The 25,485-nt window shown below is 71.3% G+C and carries 19 protein-coding genes, 1 pseudogene and 1 riboswitch; of the genes and pseudogenes, 3 read left to right on the forward strand and 17 right to left on the reverse strand.

What is annotated here, in order from left to right:
* Positions 1 to 12: 12 nt before the first annotated feature.
* The 13 genes and pseudogenes from HDR73_RS03540 to HDR73_RS03600 form a co-directional block, all read right to left on the reverse strand.
* Positions 13 to 2,271, reverse strand: coding sequence for a bifunctional hydroxymethylpyrimidine kinase/phosphomethylpyrimidine kinase (locus HDR73_RS03540; protein ID WP_012298505.1), 2,259 nt, complete (start codon positions 2,269 to 2,271; stop codon positions 13 to 15).
* On the reverse strand, positions 2,268 to 3,095 hold the full coding sequence (gene thiM / locus HDR73_RS03545) for a hydroxyethylthiazole kinase (protein ID WP_012298506.1): 828 nt from the start codon (positions 3,093 to 3,095) through the stop codon (positions 2,268 to 2,270). Before thiM ends, HDR73_RS03540 begins: the two co-directional genes overlap by 4 nt.
* Positions 3,086 to 3,177, reverse strand: a riboswitch (TPP riboswitch). Its footprint overlaps the gene before it by 10 nt.
* 82 nt (positions 3,178 to 3,259) lie before the next feature.
* Positions 3,260 to 4,945, reverse strand: a complete 1,686-nt coding sequence (locus tag HDR73_RS03550; RefSeq protein ID WP_158309438.1) for an SIR2 family protein — start codon at positions 4,943 to 4,945, stop codon at positions 3,260 to 3,262.
* 217 nt (positions 4,946 to 5,162) lie between these two features.
* Positions 5,163 to 7,328 carry a S9 family peptidase gene (locus HDR73_RS03555; protein ID WP_012298510.1) on the reverse strand — a complete coding sequence of 722 codons (2,166 nt, stop codon included), beginning with the start codon at positions 7,326 to 7,328 and terminating at the stop codon, positions 5,163 to 5,165.
* A gap of 9 nt (positions 7,329 to 7,337) precedes the next feature.
* Positions 7,338 to 7,526 (reverse strand): LPXTG cell wall anchor domain-containing protein, encoded by a 189-nt coding sequence (locus tag HDR73_RS03560; RefSeq protein WP_041464898.1) that lies wholly within the window; start codon positions 7,524 to 7,526, stop codon positions 7,338 to 7,340.
* A gap of 112 nt (positions 7,527 to 7,638) precedes the next feature.
* Positions 7,639 to 9,108: a maltokinase N-terminal cap-like domain-containing protein gene (locus HDR73_RS03565; RefSeq protein WP_041464449.1), complete on the reverse strand. Its 1,470-nt coding sequence runs from the start codon at positions 9,106 to 9,108 to the stop codon at positions 7,639 to 7,641.
* Between the two features lie 3 nt (positions 9,109 to 9,111).
* Positions 9,112 to 9,381 carry a mycoredoxin gene (locus HDR73_RS03570; protein ID WP_012038801.1) on the reverse strand — a complete coding sequence of 90 codons (270 nt, stop codon included), beginning with the start codon at positions 9,379 to 9,381 and terminating at the stop codon, positions 9,112 to 9,114.
* Between the two features lie 112 nt (positions 9,382 to 9,493).
* Positions 9,494 to 10,780: an FAD-binding protein gene (locus HDR73_RS03575; RefSeq protein ID WP_012298513.1), complete on the reverse strand. Its 1,287-nt coding sequence runs from the start codon at positions 10,778 to 10,780 to the stop codon at positions 9,494 to 9,496.
* Between the two features lie 134 nt (positions 10,781 to 10,914).
* The gene (locus tag HDR73_RS03580; RefSeq protein WP_012298514.1) at positions 10,915 to 13,968 is read right to left on the reverse strand and encodes a glycoside hydrolase family 2 TIM barrel-domain containing protein; all 3,054 of its coding nucleotides are present in this window, start codon (positions 13,966 to 13,968) and stop codon (positions 10,915 to 10,917) included.
* Positions 13,969 to 14,104: 136 nt separating this feature from the next.
* Complete coding sequence (locus tag HDR73_RS03585; RefSeq protein WP_012298515.1) at positions 14,105 to 15,073, reverse strand: carbohydrate ABC transporter permease; 969 nt, start codon at positions 15,071 to 15,073, stop codon at positions 14,105 to 14,107.
* Positions 15,070 to 16,086 (reverse strand): carbohydrate ABC transporter permease, encoded by a 1,017-nt coding sequence (locus tag HDR73_RS03590; RefSeq protein ID WP_012298516.1) that lies wholly within the window; start codon positions 16,084 to 16,086, stop codon positions 15,070 to 15,072. Before HDR73_RS03590 ends, HDR73_RS03585 begins: the two co-directional genes overlap by 4 nt.
* Positions 16,083 to 17,438 (reverse strand): annotated as a pseudogene (locus tag HDR73_RS03595) (ABC transporter substrate-binding protein). The gene HDR73_RS03590 and the pseudogene HDR73_RS03595 overlap by 4 nt, the downstream one beginning before the upstream one ends.
* A gap of 119 nt (positions 17,439 to 17,557) precedes the next feature.
* Positions 17,558 to 17,818 (reverse strand): zinc-ribbon domain-containing protein, encoded by a 261-nt coding sequence (locus HDR73_RS03600; protein WP_012298517.1) that lies wholly within the window; start codon positions 17,816 to 17,818, stop codon positions 17,558 to 17,560.
* A 183-nt stretch (positions 17,819 to 18,001) separates the two neighbouring features.
* On the opposite strand from HDR73_RS03600, the gene HDR73_RS03605 reads away from it, so the two are divergent.
* Genes HDR73_RS03605 through HDR73_RS03615 form a run of 3 tightly spaced genes read left to right on the forward strand, consistent with a single transcriptional unit; the run spans position 18,002 to position 21,174 of the window.
* Positions 18,002 to 18,433 (forward strand): NfeD family protein, encoded by a 432-nt coding sequence (locus tag HDR73_RS03605; RefSeq protein ID WP_012298518.1) that lies wholly within the window; start codon positions 18,002 to 18,004, stop codon positions 18,431 to 18,433.
* A gap of 31 nt (positions 18,434 to 18,464) precedes the next feature.
* Positions 18,465 to 19,916, forward strand: a complete 1,452-nt coding sequence (locus tag HDR73_RS03610) for an SPFH domain-containing protein (protein ID WP_012298519.1) — start codon at positions 18,465 to 18,467, stop codon at positions 19,914 to 19,916.
* A gap of 49 nt (positions 19,917 to 19,965) precedes the next feature.
* Positions 19,966 to 21,174, forward strand: coding sequence for an MFS transporter (locus HDR73_RS03615; protein WP_012298520.1), 1,209 nt, complete (start codon positions 19,966 to 19,968; stop codon positions 21,172 to 21,174).
* A gap of 795 nt (positions 21,175 to 21,969) precedes the next feature.
* On the opposite strand, the gene HDR73_RS03620 is transcribed toward HDR73_RS03615, so the two are convergent.
* The 4 genes from HDR73_RS03620 to HDR73_RS03635 form a co-directional block, all read right to left on the reverse strand.
* Positions 21,970 to 22,365 carry a hypothetical protein gene (locus tag HDR73_RS03620; RefSeq protein ID WP_133064119.1) on the reverse strand — a complete coding sequence of 132 codons (396 nt, stop codon included), beginning with the start codon at positions 22,363 to 22,365 and terminating at the stop codon, positions 21,970 to 21,972.
* 400 nt (positions 22,366 to 22,765) lie between these two features.
* The gene (locus HDR73_RS03625) at positions 22,766 to 23,515 is read right to left on the reverse strand and encodes an MBL fold metallo-hydrolase (protein WP_012298522.1); all 750 of its coding nucleotides are present in this window, start codon (positions 23,513 to 23,515) and stop codon (positions 22,766 to 22,768) included.
* A 209-nt stretch (positions 23,516 to 23,724) separates the two neighbouring features.
* Positions 23,725 to 24,606: a Rieske (2Fe-2S) protein gene (locus HDR73_RS03630; RefSeq protein ID WP_041464451.1), complete on the reverse strand. Its 882-nt coding sequence runs from the start codon at positions 24,604 to 24,606 to the stop codon at positions 23,725 to 23,727.
* 103 nt (positions 24,607 to 24,709) lie between these two features.
* Positions 24,710 to 25,441: a hypothetical protein gene (locus HDR73_RS03635; protein WP_012298524.1), complete on the reverse strand. Its 732-nt coding sequence runs from the start codon at positions 25,439 to 25,441 to the stop codon at positions 24,710 to 24,712.
* Positions 25,442 to 25,485: the final 44 nt, after the last annotated feature.

Consider the following 25,485-nt stretch of genomic DNA (forward strand, 5'->3'; position numbering starts at 1 on the left):
GCGCGCCCCGTGTCAGCCGAGCGCCTCCGGGGCGTGGAAGAAGTCGCGCTCGTACGCGGACGACAGGAGCGACGCCTCGAGCATCGCCGCGCGCCGGGTCGGACCCGCGAGCACCGCCGCCTCGTCGACCAGCTCGGACGCGCGCCGGGTCGCCTCCGCGAACGCCGGATCCGCGTAGGTCGCCAGCCACGCCGCGTATGGGTGCGCGACGCCCGCGGCCGCCGCCTCGGATCCCGCCGCCCGGAGCCGGGTCCCCACGTCGGCGTAGATGGTGAAGCAGGGCAGCAGCGCCGCGACGAGCACCGCGTAGTCGCTCGTGGCCGCGTGCGCGAGCAGGTGGTCGACGTAGGCGCGCGTCACCGGGCCGGCGACCGCGGGCGCGGGATGCCGGGACAGCCACTCCTCGTGCAGCGCCGACTCCGCGGCGATCGCGTCCGCCGCCGAGCGCGCCCAGACCACCTGCGCGTCGGGCGCGGGCGCGAGCTGGCTCGCCCGCGCGAGCACCCGCGAGTACGCGCGGAGGTAGATGGCGTCCTGCGCGAGGTAGTGCGAGAACCACGCCTCGGGGAGGGTGCCGTCGCCCAGGCGGCGGACGAAGGGGAGGTCGTCGATCTCGCGGCGGAGGCCGGCGGATCCCGCCCACATCTCCGCCGAGATCGGCCCGGCATGCGTGCCCGCGGCGTCCCACAGCGCGCGCAGGTGGTCGAGCGGGCCGGCGCCGGATCCGACCCCGAGGTCCTCCGCGTGCGCGAGCGATCCGGTGAGCCAGGCCTTCGCCTCCGTGAGCGCCGCCCGCCAGTCGTCGCGACGCGGCTGCAGGGTCGCGAGCGCGCTCGAAAGGGAGCAGCCGGTGCCGTGGGTGCTGGTGGTCGCGATGCGCGGCCCGTCGACGACGTGCGCCGTCGGACCCGCGCCGCCCGCGCCCGGCGTGACGAGCGCGTCCGGGCAGTCGTCGACGCGCAGGTGCCCGCCCTTGACGACCACGCGGACGCCGTGCCGGGTCGCGAGGGTCCGCCCCTGCGCGAGGGCCGCCTCCCAGCCGTCGGCCTCGCGCTCGCCGAGGAGCGCGGCGAGCTCGGGCAGGTTCGGGGTGACGACGTCGGCGAGCGGCAGCAGGCGGCGGAGCGCCTCGGTCGCGTCGGCGTCGAGGAGCGCGTCGCCGGATTGCGCGACCATCACCGGATCCAGCACCACGACCGGCGGGCGCACCGCACCGAGCCAGGCGGCGACCTCGTCGACCACGGCGGCGGATCCGAGCATGCCGATCTTCACGGCGTCGATCGCGACGTCGTCGGAGACCGCGTCGAGCTGCGCGCGCAGGAACGCGACGGGCGGCACGTGGATCTCGCGGACGCCCGTCGTGTTCTGCGCGACGAGCGCCGTGACGACGGCCATGCCGTAGCCGCCGTTCGCCGCGATGGACTTAAGGTCGGCCTGGATGCCCGCTCCGCCGGTCGGATCCGTGCCGGCGATGCTGAGGACGCGGGGGACCGGGCGGAGCGGGGGCGCGTGGTCCTCGGACGATGCGACGACCTCGGCCGGGTCGTCCGTCGCATCGCCCGTCGTCGCGGGACGCGCCCGCGCCCGCGCCCGCGCCTCCGCGAGCTCGCGCGCCGCCGCCTCGGGATCCTCCGCCGCGCAGATGGCGGAGACGACGGCCGTCCCCGCGCCGCCCGCCGCCGCGATCGCGTCCACGTCGCGCACATCCACCCCGCCGATCGCGACGCACGGCACGGGGGAGAGCCCGGCGATGATCCCGAACCCGTCGTGCCCGAGCGGCGCCGGGTGGTCCGGCTTGGTGCTCGTGGGCCGGATCACGCCGACGCCGAGGTAGTCGACCGTGCCCGCGGGGAGCGCGCGCAACGCCTCCACGTGCGCGGGCGTGTTCGCCGTGAGGCCGACGACGAGGCGGCGGTCGGGGCTCGCGGCGTCGAGCATCCGCCGCACGAGGTCGGCCGGCACGTCCGACTGGCCGACGTGCACGCCGTCCACGCGGGCACCGCGGGCGAGGGCCGCGAGCACGACGTCGACGCGGTCGTCCACGAGGAGCAGCGGCCGCGGGGCCGTCGGATGCGCGGAGGCATGCGCGTCGATGGCATCCGCCGCCGCGACGACCGTCGCCAGCAGCTCCGCCGCGCTCGCGTGCTTGTCGCGGATCTGCACCGCCGTCGCCCCGCCCGCCACCGCCGCGGCGACGACCGCGGGCACGCCGCGCGCGCCGCAGAGCGCGGGGTCGGTGACGAGGTAGACGGAGAGGTCGAGCCCGATCACGACAGGCGCTCACTTTGGGCGACGAGCTCGGGCGTGACGGCGTCGAGCGCGTCGAGCAGCCCGACCGCGAAGGATCCCGGCCCGCGCGCCCCCTCGGCGGCGATGTCGGCCGCGATCGTGTAGCCGCTGGTCGCGGCGACGGCGGCCCGCAGCGGATCCGGATCCGTCGACGCGAACGCCGTCATCACGGCCCCAAGCGCGCAGCCGCCGCCCGTCACCTTCGTGAGCCACGCGTCACCCGTGTGCACGCGCACGAGCCGGTGGCCGTCCGTGATGTGGTCGACCGCGCCGGAGACCGCGACGACCGTGCCGTAGGTGCGCGCCAGCAGGCTCGCGGCGTCGAGCGCGGCCTCGACCTCGTCGGTGGCGTCGACCCCGCGGCCGCCCGCGCCGCCCGTCGCGAGCGCGATGATCTCCGACGCGTTGCCGCGCACGATGGTCGGCGACAGCGCCACGAGCTCGTGCGCGAGCCGCGTGCGCACCGGCAGGGCGCCGACCGCGACGGGATCCAGCACCCACGGCGTCCCCGCGTCGCGCGCCGCGTGCGCGGCCTCGACCGCGGCCTCCCGCTGCTCGGCGTGCGGCGTGCCGAGGTTGATGAGCACGCCTGACGCGATGCGCGCGAACGGCCCGGACTCGGTCGGCACGTCCGTCATCGCGGGCGCGGCACCCAGCGCGAGCAGGACGTTCGCGGTGAAGCCGGTGACGACCGCGTTGGTGATGCACTGCACGAGCGGCTGGCGCTCCCGCAGCTGGAGGAGGAGATCCGCCGAGGTCGGCGTCCCCCGCGTGATCGTTCCCGTGGATGGGCGCAGAGCGCTCATGATGACATCCCTCCGCCGGTGCGAACCGGATCAGGTGCGACGGGTCTCATCTCAGCCCTCGTGGGCACCCCGTGTCAGGGACCCACCCTAGGGCGAGGGCTGCTCTGTTTTGGCAGAGCTAGTCGCCAAGGTGGCGTACGGTGCCACACGACCTGTCCCAAACGTCACCAGCGCGTATTTCTCTGAAGCTTTTCTTCCATAGCACTTAGTGTCACGGCCAGAGAAGGAGCCTGGCTGGAAGTGTAAGCAGTCATCATGCTGGGATTAAGGGCGTCTACTAGAAGGCGTCTGGTGACTGTCCTCGTACCATCGCTGTCATAACTGCCTTCGCTTAAATATTCCCCTGACTGAGGATTACGACTACCAGAAAGCCATTGCAGTACAGCGATGCGATACTCGAGATCATCAAACAAGTTTGGCAAGCTAATGTCGTCGAGCAATTTCGACAAAGGCGCATCGATGAGTTCTCGGGCAAGATGGCTTTGCGGGTAAAGCCAGTTCCCTCCGCGACCGTTATTCCATCGTGGTAACGATTGAACTAGGTCAAAGTTGAGTAAACTGTTTAGCCCCAATGTTTTGCAGGCTTTTTTCGCTGGCGACGCATTGTACGGCTCTTGCCAAGTGGGTTCGAAGGCAAGTCGGGTTAGTAAAGCGTCTCGATGTTCGTTTACTAAAACCGCGCCCATGGTGAAGAATGCCAATTGTGCAGGGAGATGCTGCAGGGCTAAAGCGTACGCACTGTATGAGCCGGAAGGAGGCGTGCGTAGGTTTAAAAGAGTTTGAAGAGTGCGCACCCAGAGGGCCTCATGGGTGCCGTCGTCGTGGAAAACGCCCGCGGAAAGCATTTGCAGGAGGTCGCTGCAATGCTCGAAGGACTCCGCAACAACCTTGTCGTAGCCCGTGGAACCGAGCTGTGTTCTAGTGGCGACTGTCTCCGTATGGGTTCGAATGGACTTTATTTCGGAATTGATCAAATCATAAAGTTCGATTCGACGAGACGGCGCCGGCAAGCATCTCTTCAATTTAGCGATCTTCAAATCCACGCTCAATGATTCTTGCTGCATGTCAGTCAATGCTTCTATGTTCGCGAGCAGGCCCGCGAACATGCCGTCGGCACTGGAACATGGAACTATTGACGCTTGCAGAATGTTGGCGAATTTTTGTGCTGCGGGGCCCGTCCCGGAGTGCGAGTCCCAGAAAATAGGATAGCGCCGGCTTGAGGCAGCTTCTAGTTCGCGCACGAGGGCAACGTCCCACTCGGCGGACCAGCCAGATATCACAAGACCATATTGTTCAAAAATTTGGCCGAGTACCGATTTCCATGGTTCGGCATATTCCGACAGCTCCTCGCTTGTGTTCAACGATTCAATATCACGATAGTCGCCGTGGATCTTGATTATCGTCGCGGGAGCATGGGCAAGCGGCTGTAAGCCCGCGACGGCCTCTGGTCTTGCGGCTACTTGCGCGCCAATCCCAACTTCTGACAATGCGACTTCTAGTAGGCGATCAAAGTTGGTGGTAATTATGACTTTGATGTATCCACGCTTGACTAATTGCGCGATTGCCCTATGTGCTCTGGTCGGTTGTTTATCGATATCCGTGTCATCGGTTGACGGGGGTTCGAAATAGGGGGCAAGGAGTCCTTGTCGAGCTGCCGGCGTAGTGGCTAGGGTCGCGAGAAGAGTCGAGTATCCCAGCTTCTCCCCATGGTGCTCAAGCCACCATGCCTCGGGGTCTTGAGTCGCCCCGGCGACCGCGTCCCGATCCGCTCCATGCTCAAGCGTCGCGACTTTTCGGATCAGGTCCTGTATGACGCCCCATCCGGTGGGAATTCCGGAGGCCTGTGACACGCCTGAGCCGAGGAGTAACGCGTAAACGCCAGGCTGAGCGTGCACAGACGTCGCGAGTGTGATTGTCGGACTTAGAGGTGTGGCCATGGCACAAGTGTGCCTTGGGAGGGCTCATTTGTCAGCAGGTCGAGTTCGCGTCAAAGCAGAAGCAGGCTTTAGCTCGTCGAAAACCGCCTGAGCCCCGCTTGCGCAGAACGCGACCTGTGTCTGTTGACCCCTAGGCCAGCCCCGCCACGTCGAGCACCCACGCGTAGTCGGAGGCGCGCTCGCGCCACGCGTCGTAGCGGCCCGACTTGCCGCCGTGGCCGGCCTGCATCTCGGTGCGCAGCAGCACGGGCGCGCCGACCTCGCGGAGGCGGGTCGTCCACTTGGCGGGCTCGACGTAGAGCACGCGCGTGTCGTTGAGGCTCGTGACCGCGAGGATCCGCGGGTACTCCACGCCCTCCCGCACGTTCTCGTACGGCGTGTACGACTTCATGTACGCGTACACCTCGGGGTCGTGCAGCGGGTCGCCCCACTCGTCCCACTCGATCACGGTGAGCGGCAGCGACGGGTCGAGGATGCTCGTCAGCGCGTCCACGAACGGCACGCCCGCGAGGATCCCGGCGAACCGGTCGGGCGCGATATTCGCGACCGCGCCCATCAGGAGCCCGCCGGCGCTGCGGCCCTCGGCGACGAGCTTCTCCGGGCTGGTCCACCCGCGCGCGATGAGGTGGTCGGCCGCCGCCACGAAGTCGGTGAAGGTGTTCTTCTTGGTGAGCGTCTTGCCCTCGTCGTACCAGCGCCGGCCCATCTCGCCGCCGCCGCGCACGTGCGCGATGACGAACGCCATGCCCCGGTCGAGCAGCGACAGCCGCGCGATGGAGAACGATGGGTCGATGCTCGCCTCGTAGGAGCCGTAGCCGTAGAGCAGGAGCGGCGCCGGCGTGCCCGGGTGCACGAGGCCGCGCTTGTAGATCACCGAGAGCGGGATCTCCGTGCCGTCCTCCGCGGTCGCCCACTCGCGGGTCTGCACGTAGTCGTCCGGGTCGTAGCCGCCGCGCACGGGCTGCTGCTTGAGGAGGCGCAGCTCGCGCGTCGCGAGCACGTAGTCATAGGTGGTGGCCGGCGTCGCGAGGCTCGTGTAGCCGAGGCGGACGGTGGGCTGCGCGAACTCGGGGTTGCCCGCTGTTCCGACCGTGTAGATCGGCTCGTCGAACGCGATCTCGTGCAGCTGCTCGCCGTCGAGGACGCGGTCGAAGGGGATCACCCCGACGCGCGTGAGGCCCTCGCGGCGGTAGGAGATCACGAGGTGGTCGGCGAACGCGCTGGCGTCCTCGAGGCGGACCTCGTCGTCGTGGGGGATGACGACCTGCCGGTCGGTCGTGGACGTCGGGTCGTCGGCCGGCACGTCGATCAGCTCGAAGTTGGTGGCGCCGTCGTTGTGCAGGATGAGGAGCCGGTCGGATCCGTCGATGACCGCGTGGTCGACGTCGTACTCGACCCCGTGCCGGCGCGGCCACACCGAGCGGAACGCGCCCGTGGGATCCCCGGCGTCGAGCAGGAGCACCTCGGTCGTGATCTTCGAGCCGACCTCGATGACGAGGTACTGGCGGCTGCGCGTCATGCCGAAGCCGACGAAGTAGCTCTCGTCGGGCTCGGTGAACACCTTCACGTCCTGCGACGCGGGGCTGCCGACGCGGTGGCGCCACACGGTGTCGGGGCGCCACGCGTCATCCACCGTGACGTAGAAGAGGTGGTCGCCGTGGGCCGAGAAGGTGGCGCCGTGGCTGGTGCCGGGGATCTCGTCGGCGAGGTCCTCGCCCGTCGTGAGGTCCCGGATCTTGAGCAGGAAGCGCTCGTCGCCCTCGACGTCGACGGAGTAGGCGAGGAGCGATCCGTCGGGGCTGACCTCGAACGCGCCGAGCGAGAAGAACTCGTGGCCGTCGGCCTCGGCGTTGGAGTCGAGCAGCACCTGCTCGCCGGGGGTGGCCGTGCCGTCGGCGGCGGGCTCGATGACGGGCGGGGTCCAGTCGTCCGGGCCGGCGACGGGGCGGCGGCAGCGGATCGCGTACTGCGACCCCTCGACCGTGCGCGCGTAGTACCACCAGTCGCCCTCGCGGACGGGGACGGAGAGGTCGGTCTCCTGCGTGCGGTCCTTGATCTCCGTGAACAGCTGCTCGCGCAACGGCTCCAGATGCGCGGTGGCCTGATCCGTGTACGCGTTCTCGGCCTCGAGGTGCGCGATGACGTCGGCGTCGTCCTTGTCGCGCAGCCACTCGTAGCGGTCCACGAACGTGTCGCCGTGGAAGGTGCGCTCGATGGGGCGCTGCTCCGCGACGGGAGGGGTGGCGGAGGAGTCGGATGCGGGGGAGGAGACGGCCGGGACGGCGGGGTCGGTCATCCGGCCAGCCTACCGACGGGCGCCCGAGGCGGATCCGCGTCGGCGACGGCCGCGGACCACCGCAGCGATGGCCCCGACCACGATGAGCGCCCCTCCCACCACGCCCCACCAGGCGGATGGCGCATCGCCCGTCGCGTCGGGCAATGACAGTGCGAGGATCCCGAGGCCCACCAGGGCGAGCAACACCTGACCGAGCATGGGGGCCTCCGGGGACCGGCACCCCGAGCGGGTGCGCATCCGCCGACCCTAGGGGCGCAGGCACCCCACTCGTCGGGCGCTCGCACAACGCACACTCGAGGACGGCCTCGGGTCAGGAGGTGAGCGGCCCCGCCTCGCGCGGCCCGGTCGCGCCGGGCGTCGTGACGGCGCCGAGCGTGCTCGAGCGGGTCGCGAGGCGCGCGACGGCCTGCAGCGGGATGGAGAGCCAGCCGGGCCGGTTACGGACCTCGTAGATCGCCTCGTACACGGCCTTGTCGATCTCGAACGCGTCGAGCAGGGCCCGGTTCGCGCGGAGGTCGGTGCCGGAGCGGGCGATGTAGCCGTCGACGAACGCGCGGCGCGAGGCGCTTGCCCACGCGGCCGCGGACTTGCCGGGGTGCGCGAGCGCGTACGAGCCGGCCACGTAGTCGAACGACCGGAGCATGCCGGCGACGTCGCGGAGCGTGACGTCGGCGAGCGACCGCTCGTGCATGGGCCGCATCGGCTCGCCCTCGAAGTCGAGGAGGACCCAGCCGCGGTTCGGCACCGAGAGCACCTGGCCGAGGTGGTAGTCGCCGTGGATGCGCTGCAGCTTCGGCCACTCGCCCTTCTCGGCGGCGTCGTACACGCTCGAGATGGCGTCGTGGAAGGCGGCGATCTCGGGCACCTCGCGCTCGGCCGTCGCGTGGCGGCGGCGGAAGCTGACCATGATCCCCTCGATGACGTCGGGCGTGGCCTCGACGGTGGGGAGCGCGGCCGCGAGCGTGGCGTGCACGTCTGCGGTGGCCTCGCCGAGCGCGCGGGCCTCGGCCTGGAAGTCAGCGTCGGCCTCGGCGGCGCGGAGTGCGACCCGCCACGCGTCGGTCACGCCGGGCAGGAACTCCTGCGCGAAGGCGACGTGCCCGATGGCGCGCCCCTCCTCGCGGCCGGAGTCGCTCCACTCGGCGAGCACGCTGCCCATGGTCTGCGGCACGAGCCGGGATCCGGCGCCCGCGATGGCGGACTGGAGCACGACGTCGGGATTCTCGCCGTGGTGCAGCGCGCGGAAGACCTTGACGATCATCGGGTTCACGGCGTGGCCGTCGGCCGAGACCATGTCGTAGATGATCGACGTGTTCGACTGCTCGCCCGAGAGCACGTGGGATCCGACGACGGTCGCGATCTCCACGCCCGGCTGGCGCTGGCCGCGCGCGGTCGCGCCGAGCGAGGTCTCGTCGACGTCGGCGTCGCGGTCGTCGAGGATCGTGCGGATGAGCGCCCACGCGTACGCGGGGTCGTGCGGGCCGTCGTAGACGTGCAGCTCGACGCCGTCGTCCTCGACCGTGGTGCCGATGTGGAAGGGCTTCAGCTCCTCCAGCGGCGCCTGCCGGTAGGTGAGCGGCACCTGGTACAGCACGGGCTTGGCGCTGCCGTGGTCGATGATCAGGTGCGTCTCGATGCGGGCGAACCAGCCCTCGTCGCTGAAGCTCCAGCCGCCGATGCGCTCGAGGCGGGGCTCGGTGCCCTTCGAGGCGAACCAGCGCTGCTCGCGCATCCACGCGGCGAGGAAGTCGGGGATCACGCTGAGGTCGTGGTGCTGCATGGCTCAGGCCACCTTCGCGGTCACGTCGGCGAGCGACGGGTTGGTGGCGGACGATCCGTCGGGGAAGAGGACGGTCGGGACGGTCTGGTTGCCGCCGTTGATGGCCTCCACGAGCTCCGCGGTGCCGGGCACCTGCTCGATGTCCACCTCGTCGTAGCCGATGCCGGCTCGATCGAGCTGGGCCTTCAGCCGGCGGCAGTAGCCGCACCAGGTGGTGGAGAACATCGTGATCCGCCCGGGGGCAGGTACGTAGGAGGAGGTCTCGGGCGCCATGGTGCTCACCCTACGCGCCGTTCTCGCCGCCGACCCGGGATCCGCGGCGCGCGAGGAGGTGCTCGGCGCGTCGCGCATCCCGGGTGCGGTCCCGGTCAGGGGCGGATGCGGATCAGCCGAGCAGCGAGCGCTCGTACCACGCGTTGCGGAACTTGTGCGTCGGATCCAGGCGCTCGGCGAGGGCGAGGAAGTCGCCGGATCGCGGGTACAGCGGCACGATGTCGGCCGCCTCAGCGGTGAAGACCTTGCCCCAGTGCGGGCGCGCGCCGAACGGCCGGATGGCCGCCTCCAGCTCGACGAGGAGCGCCTCGACGGCCTCCTGGTCGCGCTTCCAGGTGAAGTGCAGGCCGATGGTCGTCTGCCCGTACTGGGGGCTCAGCCACAGCCGGTCCTCGGCCACGGCGCGCAGCTCGCAGACGAGGAGGATCGGCCGGATCCGGTCGCCCATGGCCCGCAGCGCCTGCACGGCCTCGACCGCCCGGTCGAGCGGCACGTGGAACTCCGACTGGATCTCCTCGCCGTCGCTCGGCGTGAATCCCATCTTGAAGTGCGACAGGCGGTCGGACCAGAGGCCGACGACGCCGAGCTGCGAGGTGCTGTGGACGGGGTCGATCCCGAGGATGGGGTGGCGCTCCTCGGTGGCGGCGGGCGCCCCGAAGTAGTCGGCCACGACGACCTCGTCCTCGGGCTGGCCGTCGACGCCGAGCTGCACGCGGCTCTTCAGCCACACCTGGTCGGTGGTCTCGCCGAAGCGCGTGAAGACGCTGACGCTGTACGCGCCGCCGAAGACGTCCTCGAGGTTCTCGTCGAACGCGTCCCACGACAGGCCCTCGAACACGCGCTGGCGCACGAGGTAGGACGGCTCGACGTCGAGGGTCACGCGGGTGACGACGCCGAGCGCGCCGAGGCCCACCACGACGCCGTCGAAGTCGTCGTCCCCGCGGCGGTACGTGACGGTCTCGCCGTCGGCGGTGATCATCTCGAGGGCCGCGACCGCGGTGCCGAGGTTGCCGTTGCCGATGCCGGATCCGTGGGTCGCCGTCGCGATGGCGCCGCCGACCGAGATGTGGGGCAGCGACGCGAGGTTGTGGATCGCGAGGCCCTCCGCGCCGAGGAGCTCCGCGAGCTTGCCGTAGGGGAGGCCCGCGGAGAAGGTGGCGGTGCTGGCGTCGCGGTCGATCACGAGGTCGGCCGGCAGCTCGGCGAGCGAGACCAGCACCTCCGAGTCGGCGATGTCGTTGAACGAGTGGCGGGATCCCAGCACGCGGATCGTCGGCGCGTCACGGACGATGGCCCGCAGCTCCTCGACGCTCGTCGGCGTGCGGACTTCGCGGGCCGTGTACGCGTAGTTGCCGGCCCAGTTGGTGCCCGCGGTGCCCTGCTCGATGGTGTCGGTCATGCGTCCTCCTCGCGCCCGCCATCGGACGCCGTCGTCTCCAGCTTGCTCGCCCTCCGGCCGGAGGGCGAGCGTGTCGTGCGGTCGTGCCGTGCGCGATGCGGCGGCGGGCCCGGCGCGGGCCCGCCGCCGGTCCGTCAGCGGCTGCGGATCGTCAGCTCCAGCGTGCGCGCCGACGGCCAGAGCTGGTGCTCGGGCAGCACGTCGAGGCCGCACGCGCGCGAGCCGAGCCCGTGCTGCGCGGCGTCGATGTACAGGTGCACCGCCTCGCTCGCGGGCAGCTCGTGCGGGTGCGCGGCCCGGTCGAGCTCCTGCGGCGTGTGCCGGGAGGCCGTGAAGCCGGGGCGGCGACCCGCGGTGTCGGGCCGGGCCTGGATCACGATGCCGTGCTCGCCGTCGAACGTGCCGAGCTCGAGCTCGCGCAGGTCGCTGCGGTGGCCGGTCTCCTGCGGTATCGAGTACACGGCGCCCAGGTCGTCGACGAGCGACGAGAACCGGCCGACGAGCGCGGCCCGGCGCGAGTCGGGGTACGACTCGAACGGCCCGGTGCCGAACCACTCCGCGTTGGTGACGCTCGCGGGCAGGTCGAACAGGATCCCGACGCGCGGCCAGCTGATGGCCCAGCCGGCGCTCGGCACGATGTCAACGCGGAGGCCCAGGTCGCCGTCGGCGCCCTCGGTCCAGCAGTACGTCGTGTCGACCGAGTCGAAGGACTGCGCCGCGCTCGTGCGCACGACGACCGTCAGCGAACCGGAGCCGACCTTCACCGAGCGGACCCTGTGCGTGAGCCGGTCGAGGCCCGCCTGGCGCCAGCGCGCCTCGCTCGACGGCCCGGGCACGCCCTTGCCGAATGTGAGGCGCGGATCCGCCAGCTCGTAGGACCCGCTGCTGTCGCTGCGGTCGTTGTCGGTCGGGGCGCGCCACAGCTCCAGACGCGGCCCGTCGACCTCGAGCGCGCCGAGGCGCACGAGGCGGCCGGTGGCGAGGTCGAACTCGCCGTCGCCGAGGGTGAGGCGCGTGGCCCCCGCGTCGGGGATGACGTCCTCGTCGGCGTCGACCCAGCGGGCGAGCACGGCGGGACGGGGTGCGGGCGTGAGGTCGAACTGCTGCACGGCGACCACGTGGCCGGCCTCGGCCCACGGCTCGTCGTCGCGGAGGATCGCCTGCACCGTCAGCCACACCTCGGCGCCGTCGGCGCGCAGGTCGCCCGCGTCGAGGGCGTCGGCGGGCAGCGGGATGCGGACGGTCTCCCCGGCGGCGACGGGCTCGGCGTCGAGGACGCCGGTCGCGATGTCGTCGCCGTCGACCGCGAGCACCCAGACGAGGCTCGCGAGCGCGGTGGAGACGGAGTGGTACCGGTTCTCGACGACGAGGGACGCGGATCCGCCCTCCCGCTCGAGCCCGAACGCGATGGGCTGCACGACGGCCTTGTACTCGGCTAGGCCGGGCGTGGGGGTGTCGTCGGGCAGGACCATGCCGTCCATCACGAAGTTGCCGTCGTGGACGACCTCGCCGAAGTCGCCGCCGTAGGCGTAGAACGCCTCGCCGTCCGCGGTCTCGGTGAGGATGCCGTGGTCGCGCCACTCCCACACGAAGCCGCCGTGGAGGCGCGGGTAGCGGAGCACGAGGTCCTCGTACTCGGCGATCTGGCCGGGGCCGTTGCCCATGGCGTGGACGTACTCGCACAGGATGAAGGGCTTGGTGCGCTGGCGCATGCCCTCGCCGGGCGTGCAACCGAGCAGGTCGCCCGGGATGACGTCGCTGCCGATGGACTCGGTCTCCTGCAGGTTCGAGTACATGCGCGAGTAGACGTCCGTGTACTCGCCCGTGTAGTCGCCCTCGTAGTGCACGGGCCGGCCCGGGTCGCGGCGGTGGACCCACGCCGACATGGCGGCGAGGTTGCGGCCGGTGCCCGCCTCGTTGCCGAGCGACCACATCACGATGGAGGGGTGGTTCTTGTCGCGCTCGACGGTGCGCTCGATCCGGTCGAGGTACGCCTCCGCGAAGCGCGGGTCGTCGCTCGGGTTGCCGACCCAGCCGCCGAACTCGAAGCCGTGGGTCTCGAGGTCGCACTCGTCGATCACCCAGAAGCCGAGCTCGTCGGCGAGGTCGAGGACACGCGGGTGCGGCGGGTAGTGGCTCGTGCGGATCGCGTTGACGTTGTGCTGCTTCATCAGCAGCATGTCGGCGCGCGCGTGCTCCTCGTCGAAGACGCGGCCGCGCTCGGGATGCGCCTCGTGCCGGTTGACGCCGTGGAAGACCACGCGGCGGCCGTTGACCAGGAACCGGTCGCCCTCGATGCGCACGGTGCGGAAGCCGAGGCGGATGGAGAGCGCCTCGACGTTGGTGCGGAGGAAGCCCTGGTACTGCGTGGGGCTCTCGGCGCTCCACGGCTCGACGCGGTCCACGTGCACGGGCGCGACGTCGGCCGGGGTGTCCCAGGTGACGTGGATCCCGAGGTCCTCCACCTCGAACGTGACGGGGAACGCGGACGGCTCCGCGTCGACCTCGACGTGCACGGTGCCCGCGCCCGTCTCGTGGTCGTACTCGGCGCGGGTCCACGCGTCGTCGATGCCGCCGATCGGGCGGCCGAGGAGGGTGACGTCGCGGAAGATGCCGGGCATCCACCACTGGTCCTGGTCCTCGAGGTAGCTGGCGATCGACCACTGGTGCACGCGCACGGCGAGCACGTTGGATCCGGGCCGCAGCGACGCGGTGACGTCGAACTCGTGCGAGAGGCGGGATCCCATCGCGGTGCCGACCTCGTCGCCGTTCAGCCACACCTTGAAGGCCGACTCGACGCCCTCGAAGCGGAGCACGACGCGCTCGAGCGACTGCCAGTCCGTGGGCACCTCGATCTCGACGCGGTAGTCGCCCGTGGGGTTCTCGTCCGGCACGAAGGGCGGCTCGACGGGGAACGGGTACTGCACGTTCGTGTAGGCGGGGAGGCCGTAGCGGCCGTCCTGTCCGAGCACCCAGTGGCTCGGCACGGGGATCTCGTCCCAGCCGGAGTCGTCGAACGCGGGGTCGGCCATCTCGTCGGAGAGGCCGCGCGGGGTGGGGGAGAGGCGGAACCGCCAGTCGCCGTTCAGCACGATGCGCGGGGCATCCGAGTGCAGGCAGGACCGGGGACGTCGGGCCGCGCCCGACGTGGGGGCGAAGTCCTCGTAGTAGGGGAGGGCGTGCGTCATGGGCTTCCTTGCGCGTGGGCGGGGGCGGCGACGTGCCGCGCATCCATCATCGTGGGTCGGGGGGCGACGCGCCGAACGCGCGGACGGCCGGGCAGGTCGCCCCGCCCGGCCGTCCGCGGATCCGTGCGCGAGTGCGTCAGCCCTTCACGGCGCCGTCGGTGAGACCGCCCCGCCAGAACCTCTGCAGCACGATCATCGCCGCGATGAGCGGGATGATCGAGACGAGCACGCCGCCCGTCGTCAGCTGGTAGAACTCCGGCAGCCGGTCGACCTGGCTCCGCCAGTTGTTGAGGCCGAGCGTGATCGGGTACAGCTTCGAGTCGGCCAGCATGATCAGCGGCAGGAAGTAGTTGTTCCAGATGCCGACGAGCTGGAACAGGAACACCGTCACGAGCGCGGGCGTCATGGAGCGGAGCGCGAGCGTGTGGAAGATCCGCAGCTCGCTCGCCCCGTCGATCCGGCCCGACTCGATCACCGCGTCCTCCACCGACGCCTGCGCGTAGATCCGGCAGAGGAACAGGCCGAACGGCGAGACGAGCGACGGGATGAGCACCGACCAGTACGTGTTCGCGATCCCCATCGAGCTGAACAGCAGGAACAGCGGCAGCGCGGTGGCCGTGCCCGGCACGAGCACCCCACCGAGGATGGTGCCGAACACGATGTTCGATCCCGTGAACCTGTACTTCGCGAGCGCGTACCCGCCGGCGGCGGCGAAGTACGTCGCGATGAGCGCGCCCACCCCGGCGTAGAGCACCGAGTTCAGGAACCAGCGCACGAAGATGCCGCCGTCGTACGTGAACACCATCGTGAGGTTCTGCCACAGGTTCATGTTCGCGAACAGGAACCCGTTGGTGCTGAACAGGTCGGCCGTCGTCTTCGTGGCCGCGACCACGATGTAGTAGACGGGGACGAGGAAGTACAGGGCGACGAGCGTGAGGATCGCCGTGACGATGATCCGCGTCGCGGGCTTCGTGCCCGCGCCCGGGGCGCTGCCGGTCTTCGACGGCCGGCTCACCTTCGCCTCGGCGGCCTGGGCGGCGCGCTTTTGCTCCGCCTTCTGCGCGGCTGTCTCGCTCGTGGTCGGTCGTGCCTCCGTGGCGGTCATGCGCGCGCCCCCTTCTTCCTCGCTGCGGCGGCTTCCCGCTCCTCCTTGGGCTTCCTGTTGGTGAACGCCAGGAACACGAACGACAGCACGAACGCGGCGAGGGCGATGATGACCGCCTGCGCCGCGGCGACGCCGTAGTCGTTGTACGCGAACGCCGTGGTGTACGCCGACAGGTTCGGCGTGTACTGCGAGTCGATCGCGGGGGCGGAGGTGGCGAGCACCTGCGGCTCCGCGAACAGCTGCAGCGTCCCGATGATCGAGAACACGGTCGCGAGCACGAGCGCCGGCCGGATCAGCGGCAGCTGGATCGACATCGCCGTCCGCCAGGCGCCCGCCCCGTCGATGCGCGCGGCCTCGTAGACGTCCCCGGGGATCGACTTCAGCTGGGCGATGATGATGAGCATGTTGTAGCCCGTGTAGGTCCAGGTCACGATGTTCGCGATGGACCACAGCACCGTGTCGGCGCCGAGGAAGTCCAGCTGGATCCCGAACATCTGCCCGATGTCGATGATGGGCGAGAGCCCCGGGATGTAGAGGAAGCCCCAGAGGATCGTCGCGATGACGCCCGGCACCCCGTACGGCATGAAGTACGCCGCCCGGAAGAACTGGGGCCACTTCGCCGACGCCGACTCGAGCAGGAGCGCGAGGATCGTGCAGAGGATGATCATCACCGGCACCTGCACGATGCCGAACAGCAGCACCCGGCCGATGGACGCGGTGAACGCGTCGTTGGCGAGCGCCAGGGAGTAGTTCTCGAACCCGGCGAAGACGGTGGTGACGCCCTGCTCGCCGAACAGGCCCTCCCGCCGAACGGTCGTGAACGACTGGAACACCGCGTAGATGATCGGCAGCACGAAGGTCAGCACGAAGACCGCGAGGAACGGCGCGAGCATGACCCACGGCGCGATCGTCTGCGACTTCTTCAGCTGGCCGCGGCTGACGCCCGAGCGCTGCGCGCGGACGGGGCGGGCAGCGGCGCGCTCGCCGCTGGCGGGACGCGTGTCGACGCTCATGCGGACGCCGCCTCGACCGTGAGGCCCTTGTTGCGGAAGGCCTCGATCACGGCCTCCTGCGCGAGCGGCAGCGACTCGACGAGGGTCTGGCCGCTCGTGAGCTTGCGGCGGAACTCGTCCTGCAGGGTGTTGAGGGTGAACTGCGTGAGCGGGCACCAGGACCAGTCGAGGTTCTGCTCCTTCGCCGCGGGCGCGAACACCTCCTCGTTGTAGCTCTGGCCGCTGAACCACTCGCTCGGCTCCTGCCGGGAGGCGCCGATGTAGTCGGGCGACGGCGACCAGCCGATGCCGGAGTTCTTGATCATCGCGTCGATGCCCTCGGGGGAGGTCGTCATCCACGTCATGAACTTGAGCGCCTCCGCGGGGTGCTTGCTGTTGGCGAGCACGGCCGCGGTGGATCCCCCGAGGTAGCTGGATCCGTATGCCCCGTCGAAGCCCCAGGTCTGCATGGGCGCGACCTTCCACTTGCCCTCGCCGCCCGAGACCGACTGGATGAGGGCGTCGCCCCAGCTGGCGCTCGTGACGCCGAAGACCTTGCCGTCCGCGGCGGCTGCGGTCCACGGCGGGGAGAAGGCCGAGTACGAGGTGTTGACCACGTCGTCGTCGATGGCCTTGTCGAAGAACGCGGCGACCTCCATGGTGCGCTCGTCGAGCATGCCGACGACCCAGCGCTCGCCGTCGATCCGGAACCAGTTCGCGCCGGCCTGCGTCGCGTAGGAGGTGAAGACGCTGGCGTCGGCGACGGGGAAGCAGTCGAGGTAGTTGCCGGCGCCGGTCTTGCGGACCTCGGCGCCGAGCGTCGCCCAGTCGTCTCAGGTCGCGGGCGGCTGGCCGCCCACCTGCTCGAGGAGCTCGCGCTGGTAGTAGAAGGCCATGGGGCCGGAGTCCTGCGGGATCCCGAAGACGCCGTCCTGGAAGCTGACCTGCTTCCACAGCGCCTCGTCGTACTTGTCCCTGTACTCCTCGACGCCGTAGCGGGTGAGGTCGACGAGGCCGTTGGCGAGGAGGAACTCGGGCAGCTGCCGGAGCTCGACCTGGCCGATGTCGGGGCCGCCGCCCGCGGTGATCGCGGAGTACATCTTCTGGTACCCGCCCGCGTTGCCGCCGGGGATCCAGACCGCCTCGACCTGGATGTCGGGGTTCTGCGCGTTCCAGACGTCGGCGACCTTCTGCAGGTCCTTCAGCCACGCCCAGTACGTGAGCGTGACCTTCTCGCCGGCCGCCGCAGCGGGGATGACCGGATCGGAGTTGACCAGCCTCCCGCCCGGCGCCGAGCACGACGCGAGGGCCAGCGTGCCCACGGCGGCGGCTCCCACCCCCAGTGCCTGTCTCCTGCTGATCGAATGCGTCATCGCATCCCTCCCGTCGTCGTTGATGGCAGATGGGCTGGAGCCCGCGGCCACTCTAAGCGCGCGACGAAACTTATTCCTAACCTCTGGTAGGGATTCCTGGGAGAACGGCGCGAGCCGGCTCAGCGGCGCGCGCCCCGGTTCCGCACGGCCCACTCGAGGGCGTGCATCGCCTGGTCCTTCGTGAGCCGCGTCTCGAGCCCGCAGTTCGGGCACTCGACGCGGTAGGTCGAGCGCAGCGGGATCAGCGGCACGAAGAACAGCGTGAAGCGGAGGGTGCGGTGGAGCACGCGCTGGGCGCTCGTCACGCCGCAGCGGAGGCATGCGAAGGTCACGATGACGATGAGGGCGTCGCGCGCGCGCGTGCCGAACAGGAGGATCACCTCCCGAGGCTACGCGCGACGCGCGGAGCATAGGCGGTGGGGCGGCCCCCGGACGAGGAGGCGACGCCCGGCGGATCACCCGCTACGGTCGGAGGACACGCTCCCAGCAGATCGGCCCCGCATGACCACGCACCACGTCGGCGCGCACGTCACCTCTGCGGCGGCCTGCCCGGGAGCCGCGGCGTGATCGTCTTCGTGGTCGTAGGGGCCGTGGGACTCCTGCTCCTCCTCTCCAGCGTCGCGCTCGGCGCGGCCCTCGCCATCTACGGCGTCGGCGGCCTGCTCGCCGACCAGGCGGGCATCGGATCCGGCGGGGCCATCGCGATCGCCGTCGCCCTCGCGCTCGTCGCCCTCGTGGTGGTGCAGCTCACCGTCCGCTTCGTCGCGAAGCAGGAGAGCGGCGGCTCGTACTCGCCCGTCGGGATGGTCGGCGTCGTCACCTCGCCCACCTCGCCCACGGGCGGCGAGGTGCGGCTCAAGCACATCCGCGAGCTGGAGCGCCGGCTCGCCATGAGCCCCGAGCCGCTGGCCGTCGGCACCCGCATCCGCGTCGTCTCGGAGGACGGGTTCCGCGTGCGCGTGGAGCCCGACGCCGACGCCGCCCCCACCACCTAGCAGCACCCGTCCCAACGAGAGGAACCATCCCGTGGACTTGATCTCCGGCGGCACCACCGCGATCGCCGTCATCGTCATCATCGTCATACTCGTGGCGCTGGTGGCGTTCATCGCCTCCCGCGTCCGCCGCGTGCCGCCGAACCAGGCGCTCGTCATCGTCGGCCGCAACGCCGAGAAGAGCGAGGGCGGCGCCGGCTTCTCCAGCCCGCAGAAGGTCATCATCGGCGGCCGGACCTTCATCTGGCCGATCTTCCAGGAGGGCTTCACGCTCTCCCTGGAGCAGTACCAGACGAGCGTCACGGCCGAGGCGCGTGACGCGAACTTCATCAACACCGCCGTCGTCGCGACCGTCAACTTCAAGGTGACGGGCACCGAGGACGGCGTGCGCCGCGCCGTGCAGCGCTACCTCCTCCAGCAGGACGCCCTGCCGGAGATCGTGCGCCAGTCGCTCGAGGGCGCGATCCGCGGCCTCATCGGCGACCGGCCCGTGGACGAGCTCGTGAAGAGCTTCTCCGTCGTGGCGCAGGAGGCCGTGAACCAGACGAAGAACGACCTCGCGGAGCTCGGCCTCCAGATCGAGACGCTCAACGTCCGCGAGATCACGACGCCCGGCAGCACCTACCTCGACGACCGGGCCCGCTCGAACGCCGCGCGCGCCCGCCAGATCGCCGAGGTCGCCGAGGCCGAGAACAAGCGGATCTCCGCGCTCGCCGCGATCGAGAACGACCAGCAGACCGCCGAGCGCCAGCTCGAGCTCGACCTGCGTCGCGCCGCCATCAAGGCGGACACCGACCGCGCCAACGCCACCGCGTACGCGGCCGGCGAGCTGGCGAAGGCCGAGCAGGACCGCCTGGTCGCCGACCAGGAGCGCACCGCCGTCGCCGCGCAGGCCGAGGTGTCGAAGGAGCGCCTGCGCATCGACGTCGAGCTCCCCGCCGAGGCCCGCAAGTACGCGACCGTCCAGGACGCGCAGGCGGCACGCGACGCCGAGAAGGCGAAGGTCGACGTGGAGGTCTACCAGCGCACGCAGAACGCCGAGGCGGCGAAGACCGCTGCCGTGAACGAGGCCGCGTCCATCACCGCGCTCGGGAAGGCGAACGCCGACGCGATCCAGGCCCGCGGACAGGCCGAGGCCGAGGCGGCCGCCGCGCTCGCCGAGGCGCAGAACAAGCTGTCGCGCGAGGCGCTGCAGGCCCGCATCATCGCGTCGATGCCGGAGATCGCACGCGAGATGGCGGCGCCGCTCGCCAACGTCGACAACATGACGATCATCTCGGCGGACGGCGCGAACACGCTGAACCGCTCGGTGGCGGAGAACATGGCGACCCTGCCCAAGCTGCTGAAGGACACCACGGGCATCGACGTCGCGACGGCGCTGAGCTCGTTCCTCGGCTCGACCGCCGCGGGCACGTCCGCCGGCGCCGGCTCCACCTCGACGGATGTCGGCCCCGGGACGGCCGCGTCCGAGGGCGCCGGGATCTGATCCCGGTGCCGGTGCTCCCCGAGGCGCACGCCGCCTCGAGGAGCACGGCGTGAGATCCACGAGCCCGTTCCGGGCGTTGTGGGGCGCGAACGCGCTCTCCAACCTCGCGGACGGGCTCGTCTTCGTCACCATGCCGCTCGTCGCGGCGGGCCTCACCGACGACCCGCGCGGCGTCGCCGGGCTCGCGACCACGTACGCGCTCGTGCGGCTCCTGGTCGCGCTGCCCGTGGGCGTGTACGTCGACCGGCTCGACCGGCGCACGCTGATCGTCGTCGCCGACGCGCTCCGCGGCGTCGCCGTGCTGGGGCTCGCGGTGTCGATCCAGTCCGGCGTCGCGTCGCTCTCGGTGCTCTACGCCGTGATGGCCGTGGTCGGCGTGCTCGAGAGCGCGGCCGACGGGGCCGCGGTCGCGGTGCTGCCGTCGATCGTGCCGGCTGGCCGCCTCGACCGGGCGAACGCGCGCATCACGGGCACGCAGCTCGTGGCCGACGAGTTCGTGGGGCCGCCGCTCGGCGGGATCCTCTTCGCGCTCGCCGCCGCCGTGCCCGTGTACGCGACCGGCGGGCTGTGGGTGGCGGCGGGCGCTGTGGCGCTCGCGCTGCCGCGGCGCACGCGCGACGTCCCTCCCTCCTCCGAGGCGCCGGGCGCGCCGCCGTCCGTGTTCCGCGAGGCCGCGGAGGGCGTGCGCTGGCTCGCCGGGCACCGCGTCGTCGGATCACTGGCCCTCATCGGCGGCCTCGCCAGCGTCGGCTACATGCTCCCGTTCTCGGTGCTCGTGCTGTTCGTGGATCAGCGGCTCGGGCTGGATGCGGCCGGCTACGGCGTGCTGCTCGCGGTGTCCGCGCTCGGCGGCCTCGCCGGATCCGCCATCGCCGCGCCGCTCCGCGCCCGCCTCGGCTCCTGCTGGACCATCATGGCTGCCCTCGTGCTCGGGGCCCGGAGCCTCGCGGCCCTGGCGGTCACACGCGATCCGATCGTCGCGGGGATCCTGCTCGCGCTCTACATCCTGCACGCCGTGGTCTGGAGCATCTGCGCCACCTCGCTCCGCCAGCGGCTCGTGCCGGGGGACCTCCTCGGACGCGTGGGCTCCGCGGGCCGCGTGGTGAGCCTCGTCGGCCTCGCCGCCGGATCCGCGCTGGGCGGCGTGCTCGCGACGGTGGGGATCGCGCTGCCGACCATCGCGGGTGCCGTCGTGTTCACGGGATGCGCGGTGCTCGCGGTCGTCGCGCTGCGCGGGGCGGGGGAGGCGACGTCCTGATGCCGGACCCCAGCTGTGGAGGACGCGCGCGCCGCGGACGCTGCATCACGACCAGTCAAAGACGTCCTTCGCTGCACGGTCCCGCCAGAGGCGCGTCGCCGGCGCCGCCGAGCCGCGAGCGCTCGCCCATCCCCTGCGGCTCGCGATCCTCGAGGAGCTGACGCTCGGGGGCCCGCTCACCGCGTCGCAGCTCGCGCCTTGAGTGGGGGGGGGGGGGCGTCGCCCAGCGACGGCTGGCGCGGTACGCCACGTGGCGCGAGACGGAGACCGTACTCCGAGGAGTGGCGCACGGCCGCCGTGGACGGCCAGTACGGGTGCTGGCTCACACCGGCGGAGCTCGGGCAGCTGCGGCAGCGCACCGAAGACCTGCTCCTCTCGCGTCACCGCGAGCGCCGGACGGATGCCGGGTCGCGCCCTCCGAGCGCGCTGCCTGTGGAGCTGCTCGTGCGAGGTCGCCCGATACGGACCGCTCCGTGACGCACGTCGCGACCCGCCCGCCGTGCGCCTCGTCCGGGATCGCCGGTCGCGCGCATACCTCAGCGGTCAGATCGTGTCGGTCCTCGGCGACACCGCCCCGGAAGGCATCAGTCGCCGTGATGCGGTGGTGGCTGCCGCTGGTCGGATGCGAGACGTCGATCACGATGCGGTCCTGGTGGAAGGATGCCCGTGCCCGGGAGGCGGAGGGTGGCCTCCCGGACGGGTACCGTCGTACCACTTGTCGCGCTAGCGCCGAGGGAGGGCGTACGGCTTGCCGAAGGGCGATACCTCCCACACGTTGGACTGCTTCATGTCGACCTACCCCTTGGTCTCCCGAGCCACACTCCTCCAGCCACAGATGCTGGTGTCGATGTAGTTCTGGACGAAATACCTCCCCGTCGCGGACACGGTGATCTTTCCCTCCCCGACATTGGGGAAGTAGTTGTTGGGCGGGTCCACCGCGACGCACGCGCCCGCCTGGGGCAGCCCGTCCCCGAACACGCGGACGGAGCGGACGAGGTGCGACAGCGTCTTCTCGTAGGTCGAGTTCAAGTACAGCGTCGTCGTGCCGCTGGCGGCCTGCGGCACGATGGTCTGGGCAGAGGCCGGGACGGCACCGAGACCGAAGAGGAGGGTGCCCGTGGCGAGGGCGAGGCCGGCGACCTGGAGCAACGAGGTGCGAGGTCGTCGGCCTGTGGGGGCGTGATGCTGCATGGGACGGTGTTCCTGTCTCTCAGGCTTTCCGCTGAGCCGACGCCGTGTGGGTCGGCCTTCTCATTCACGGATGCGATCCCGAGGTCAGGGCCTGGGGGTGGCACCTGCGCCGGACTGTGCACATGGGGAGCGCGGCTCGGCGCTGTCGTCCGCGGTCGTGCGGGGCTGCCCTCGCAGGCCGACCCGCGTGGCGCACCCGTCCGGGTGAGGACACGCGTCGGGTCGGTTCGCTGCGGTCTCGGATGCGCCGCGGAGTCGCGATCCGCGGGAGGTGCTGCCGCGCTGCGCCGCGCCGGGGCTGGCGACAGGCGATCATCGCGGCCCTGTCCGCGGCGTCCGCCGCCAGGTCCCCGCGGTCCGGGCTCATCCGCGCCGAGGTAGCGCTGCTCCACCGCCGGGGTCAGGCTGATGGAGAGGCCGCCAGCGGACCGTGACCGGGGAGGAACCGGACCGGCCGCGGCCAGGCCGCGAGCCGCTCGAAGGTCGAGCGGCTCGCGACGGTGTCGGCATGGAACATGTCGTGCAACGGTTGGGGGCCCGTGATCCGCGAGGTCGCGTGCCCGGTGACGAGCGCGTCGCCCGTGATGAGGGCCCCGACGTGCTCGAGCACGAAGCTCGAGTGCCCGGTCGTGTGGCCGGGGGTGGCGATCGGCACCGGACGCCCGGGAACGTCCAGGGGAGCGTCGAGGGCGAAGTCCTCGACATCGGCGTACCCCACCTCCTCGAGCCCGCCGTGCCGGACCGCCGCAACGAGCCACGCGAGAACCCGCGGATCGTACGCGTGGCGCAACGCCGTCTGCAGGGTCACCTGCTGGACGACTTCGCGTCGGACGTGGGCCCGCTCCTCGGCGGAACAGAGGACGCGGGGCTCATTCGGCACGGCCGCGAGGATCCGTTCCAGGCCGCCGATGTGATCCGTGTGCGCGTGCGTGATGAGGACGGCCTCGAGGTCTCCCGCGCCGGTGCGTGCCGTGATCTCCGCGAGGCTGGCGAGGACGGCGTCCGCGTCGCGCGGGTATCCCGCATCCACCAGGGTCATCGCCGAACCCTCCGTGAGGATCGTCCAGTTGACATGAGCTCCGCGGACGAGGAACACGCCGGCTTCGGCATCGATGATCGTGTACGCATCCTCCCTGCGGGTTCCGAGCATGAGCGTGTCTCCATCCGATCCGGTGCGCGGGGCGGGCCGTGCGAGGTGGCGAGCCGCAGCACGAGCGCACCGCGGCGGGACATCACACGGTAACGCGTGCGCGCAACCCCCCGCGGCACGATCGAACAGGCTCGTATCCGGAGCACGGGGCTTCTCCTGCGCCGCGTCGTCGTGCGCAGGCTCGGATATCCCGACCCCGCGGGTGCTGCCTATCCGGCGTCGGGCAGCCGCACCTCCACGAGCCCGGCGGTGACGCGCGTCTCGAAGCGCGGCTGCGGCGCGGTGGCGGGGCCGTGGATCACCTCACCGCTCTTCAGGCTGAAGACGCTGTCGTGCCACGGGCAGGTGACGCACGCCTCGCCCGTCTTCGGATCGGTGCCCAGCTCGCCCTCGTCGAGCGGCGCTGAGAGGTGGCTGCAGGTGTTGCTCAGCGCATCCACCGTCATGCCGTTGCGGCGGACGAGGAGCGGGAGGCCGGCGACGTCGCGCTTCGCGAGGCGGCCGTCGGGCAGCTCGGCGAGGTGGCCTAGCTCCTGCCAACCCGCGGGGAACCGGTGTGGCACGTCCTCGGCGTGGTTGGCGCCCGCCGCCTGGCGGTAGGCGAGGTGGCCGCCGAGGAAGCCGCCCGCCGAGACGAGGCCGAGACCCGCGAGCCCGAGGACCTTGCCGCTGGTGTGCTTGCCGCGGGTGCGCTGGATCCAGGAGAGGCCGTAGAGGCCCGTCGCGAGCGCGTTGGCCGCGGAGTGCACGATGCCGACGCGCATCTGCTGCTCGTGCAGCTGCGACCAGTCGGCATAGCCGGAGACGATGGAGGGCGCTGCGCTCAGCACGCCGACGCCGACCAGCGCCCTGCTGGCCTTGTCGTTGCCGGGCAGGAAGTCCAGTACCGCCGAGGAGACCCACGCACCGGTGGGGATCAGGACGGCGACCGGGTGCAGCGGGTGGCCGAACGGCACGCCGTGCAGCAGGTCGGCCAGCGCCCGCGGCTTGAGCAGCGCGGTGACGACGCCCTTCACGCGATCCACGATCGGATCCAGCGCCTTCGCGTCCTCGATCCTCGCGATGGCCGCGACGAGCTTCAGCTCCCTCATGGGATCTCCTGCCGGTTCCGGCGCCGCATTCGACGCTCTCCTCCCAGGCAACGCCTGCGCGACGCCCGCGACAAGGGCGCGGGCGTCCCGGTGGAGGCGCGCGTCAGGCGTCGGGGTCGTGCGCGACGTGCCGGGAGGCGACCGGCCGGCCGTGCCGCGCGATCCGGTAGCCGGGGGAGCGGAGCCGACGCGTCCAGGGGTACGTGGTGTCGCCGGGCGGTGCGGCGAGCACGGGATCCGCGCGCGTCGCCGTGTCGAGCGGCCCGGCGGAGTCGTGCGCCAGCTCGATCCGCGCGGCGACGTGCCAGAGCCCGCGCGGCGTCGCGTGCACGAGGCGCATGCGCACCGGCCGCGTCGCGAGCGCGCGCCCGAGGTCGTCGGCACCGGCCGGCAGCGGCGGATCCGCGTCCACCAGCACGCCGAGCAGCACCGGCCCCGCGGATCCGCGGTACGGCATGAGCGTCGACAGGCACGCGCCCGAGACGGACCGATGCGGCGCGAGCAGGAAGCGCCCGGCAGGCGAGAGACCGGTGGATGCGAGCAGCACGTCGACCGTGGTCCCGCCGCTGTCCGGGATCCGCAGCGCCAGCCCGAGCACGTCCGGCAGCGCCGCGGGGAGGCCGCCACCGCGCGAGAAGCGGGCGTCGACTTCGAGTGGCGCGTCGAGCCCGTCGAGCCCCGCGAGCCCGGAGGCGGCGCGGCCGGCGACGGGCGTCAGCGTCCCGGCGAGGGCGACGCCGTGCGGATGCAGGGGTCGCGGGCGTCGAGCGAGGCGGACGGCGGAGACGAGCCCCGCGAGGACGTTCCCGCCGATGCGGGCCGGGGTGCCGGACATCTCCCGACCCTATTCCGCCTCCGCACGACCTGCCGCTGCCTCCA

The sequence above is a fragment of the Clavibacter sp. genome, assembly GCF_014802555.1.
In the GTDB taxonomy this organism is placed as follows: domain Bacteria; phylum Actinomycetota; class Actinomycetes; order Actinomycetales; family Microbacteriaceae; genus Clavibacter; species Clavibacter sepedonicus.

What these genes read in the sequence shown, in the direction of transcription:
- thiM (WP_012298506.1), bottom strand. Translation starts at nt 3,095, where the DNA reads ATGAGCGCTCTGCGCCCATCCACGGGAACGATCACGCGGGGGACGCCG.
- HDR73_RS03555 (WP_012298510.1), bottom strand. Translation starts at nt 7,328, where the DNA reads ATGACCGACCCCGCCGTCCCGGCCGTCTCCTCCCCCGCATCCGACTCC.
- HDR73_RS03560 (WP_041464898.1), bottom strand. Translation starts at nt 7,526, where the DNA reads ATGCTCGGTCAGGTGTTGCTCGCCCTGGTGGGCCTCGGGATCCTCGCA.
- HDR73_RS03565 (WP_041464449.1), bottom strand. Translation starts at nt 9,108, where the DNA reads ATGCAGCACCACGACCTCAGCGTGATCCCCGACTTCCTCGCCGCGTGG.
- HDR73_RS03570 (WP_012038801.1), bottom strand. Translation starts at nt 9,381, where the DNA reads ATGGCGCCCGAGACCTCCTCCTACGTACCTGCCCCCGGGCGGATCACG.
- HDR73_RS03575 (WP_012298513.1), bottom strand. Translation starts at nt 10,780, where the DNA reads ATGACCGACACCATCGAGCAGGGCACCGCGGGCACCAACTGGGCCGGC.
- HDR73_RS03580 (WP_012298514.1), bottom strand. Translation starts at nt 13,968, where the DNA reads ATGACGCACGCCCTCCCCTACTACGAGGACTTCGCCCCCACGTCGGGC.
- HDR73_RS03585 (WP_012298515.1), bottom strand. Translation starts at nt 15,073, where the DNA reads ATGACCGCCACGGAGGCACGACCGACCACGAGCGAGACAGCCGCGCAG.
- HDR73_RS03590 (WP_012298516.1), bottom strand. Translation starts at nt 16,086, where the DNA reads ATGAGCGTCGACACGCGTCCCGCCAGCGGCGAGCGCGCCGCTGCCCGC.
- HDR73_RS03620 (WP_133064119.1), bottom strand. Translation starts at nt 22,365, where the DNA reads ATGCAGCATCACGCCCCCACAGGCCGACGACCTCGCACCTCGTTGCTC.
- HDR73_RS03625 (WP_012298522.1), bottom strand. Translation starts at nt 23,515, where the DNA reads ATGCTCGGAACCCGCAGGGAGGATGCGTACACGATCATCGATGCCGAA.
- HDR73_RS03630 (WP_041464451.1), bottom strand. Translation starts at nt 24,606, where the DNA reads ATGAGGGAGCTGAAGCTCGTCGCGGCCATCGCGAGGATCGAGGACGCG.
- HDR73_RS03635 (WP_012298524.1), bottom strand. Translation starts at nt 25,441, where the DNA reads ATGTCCGGCACCCCGGCCCGCATCGGCGGGAACGTCCTCGCGGGGCTC.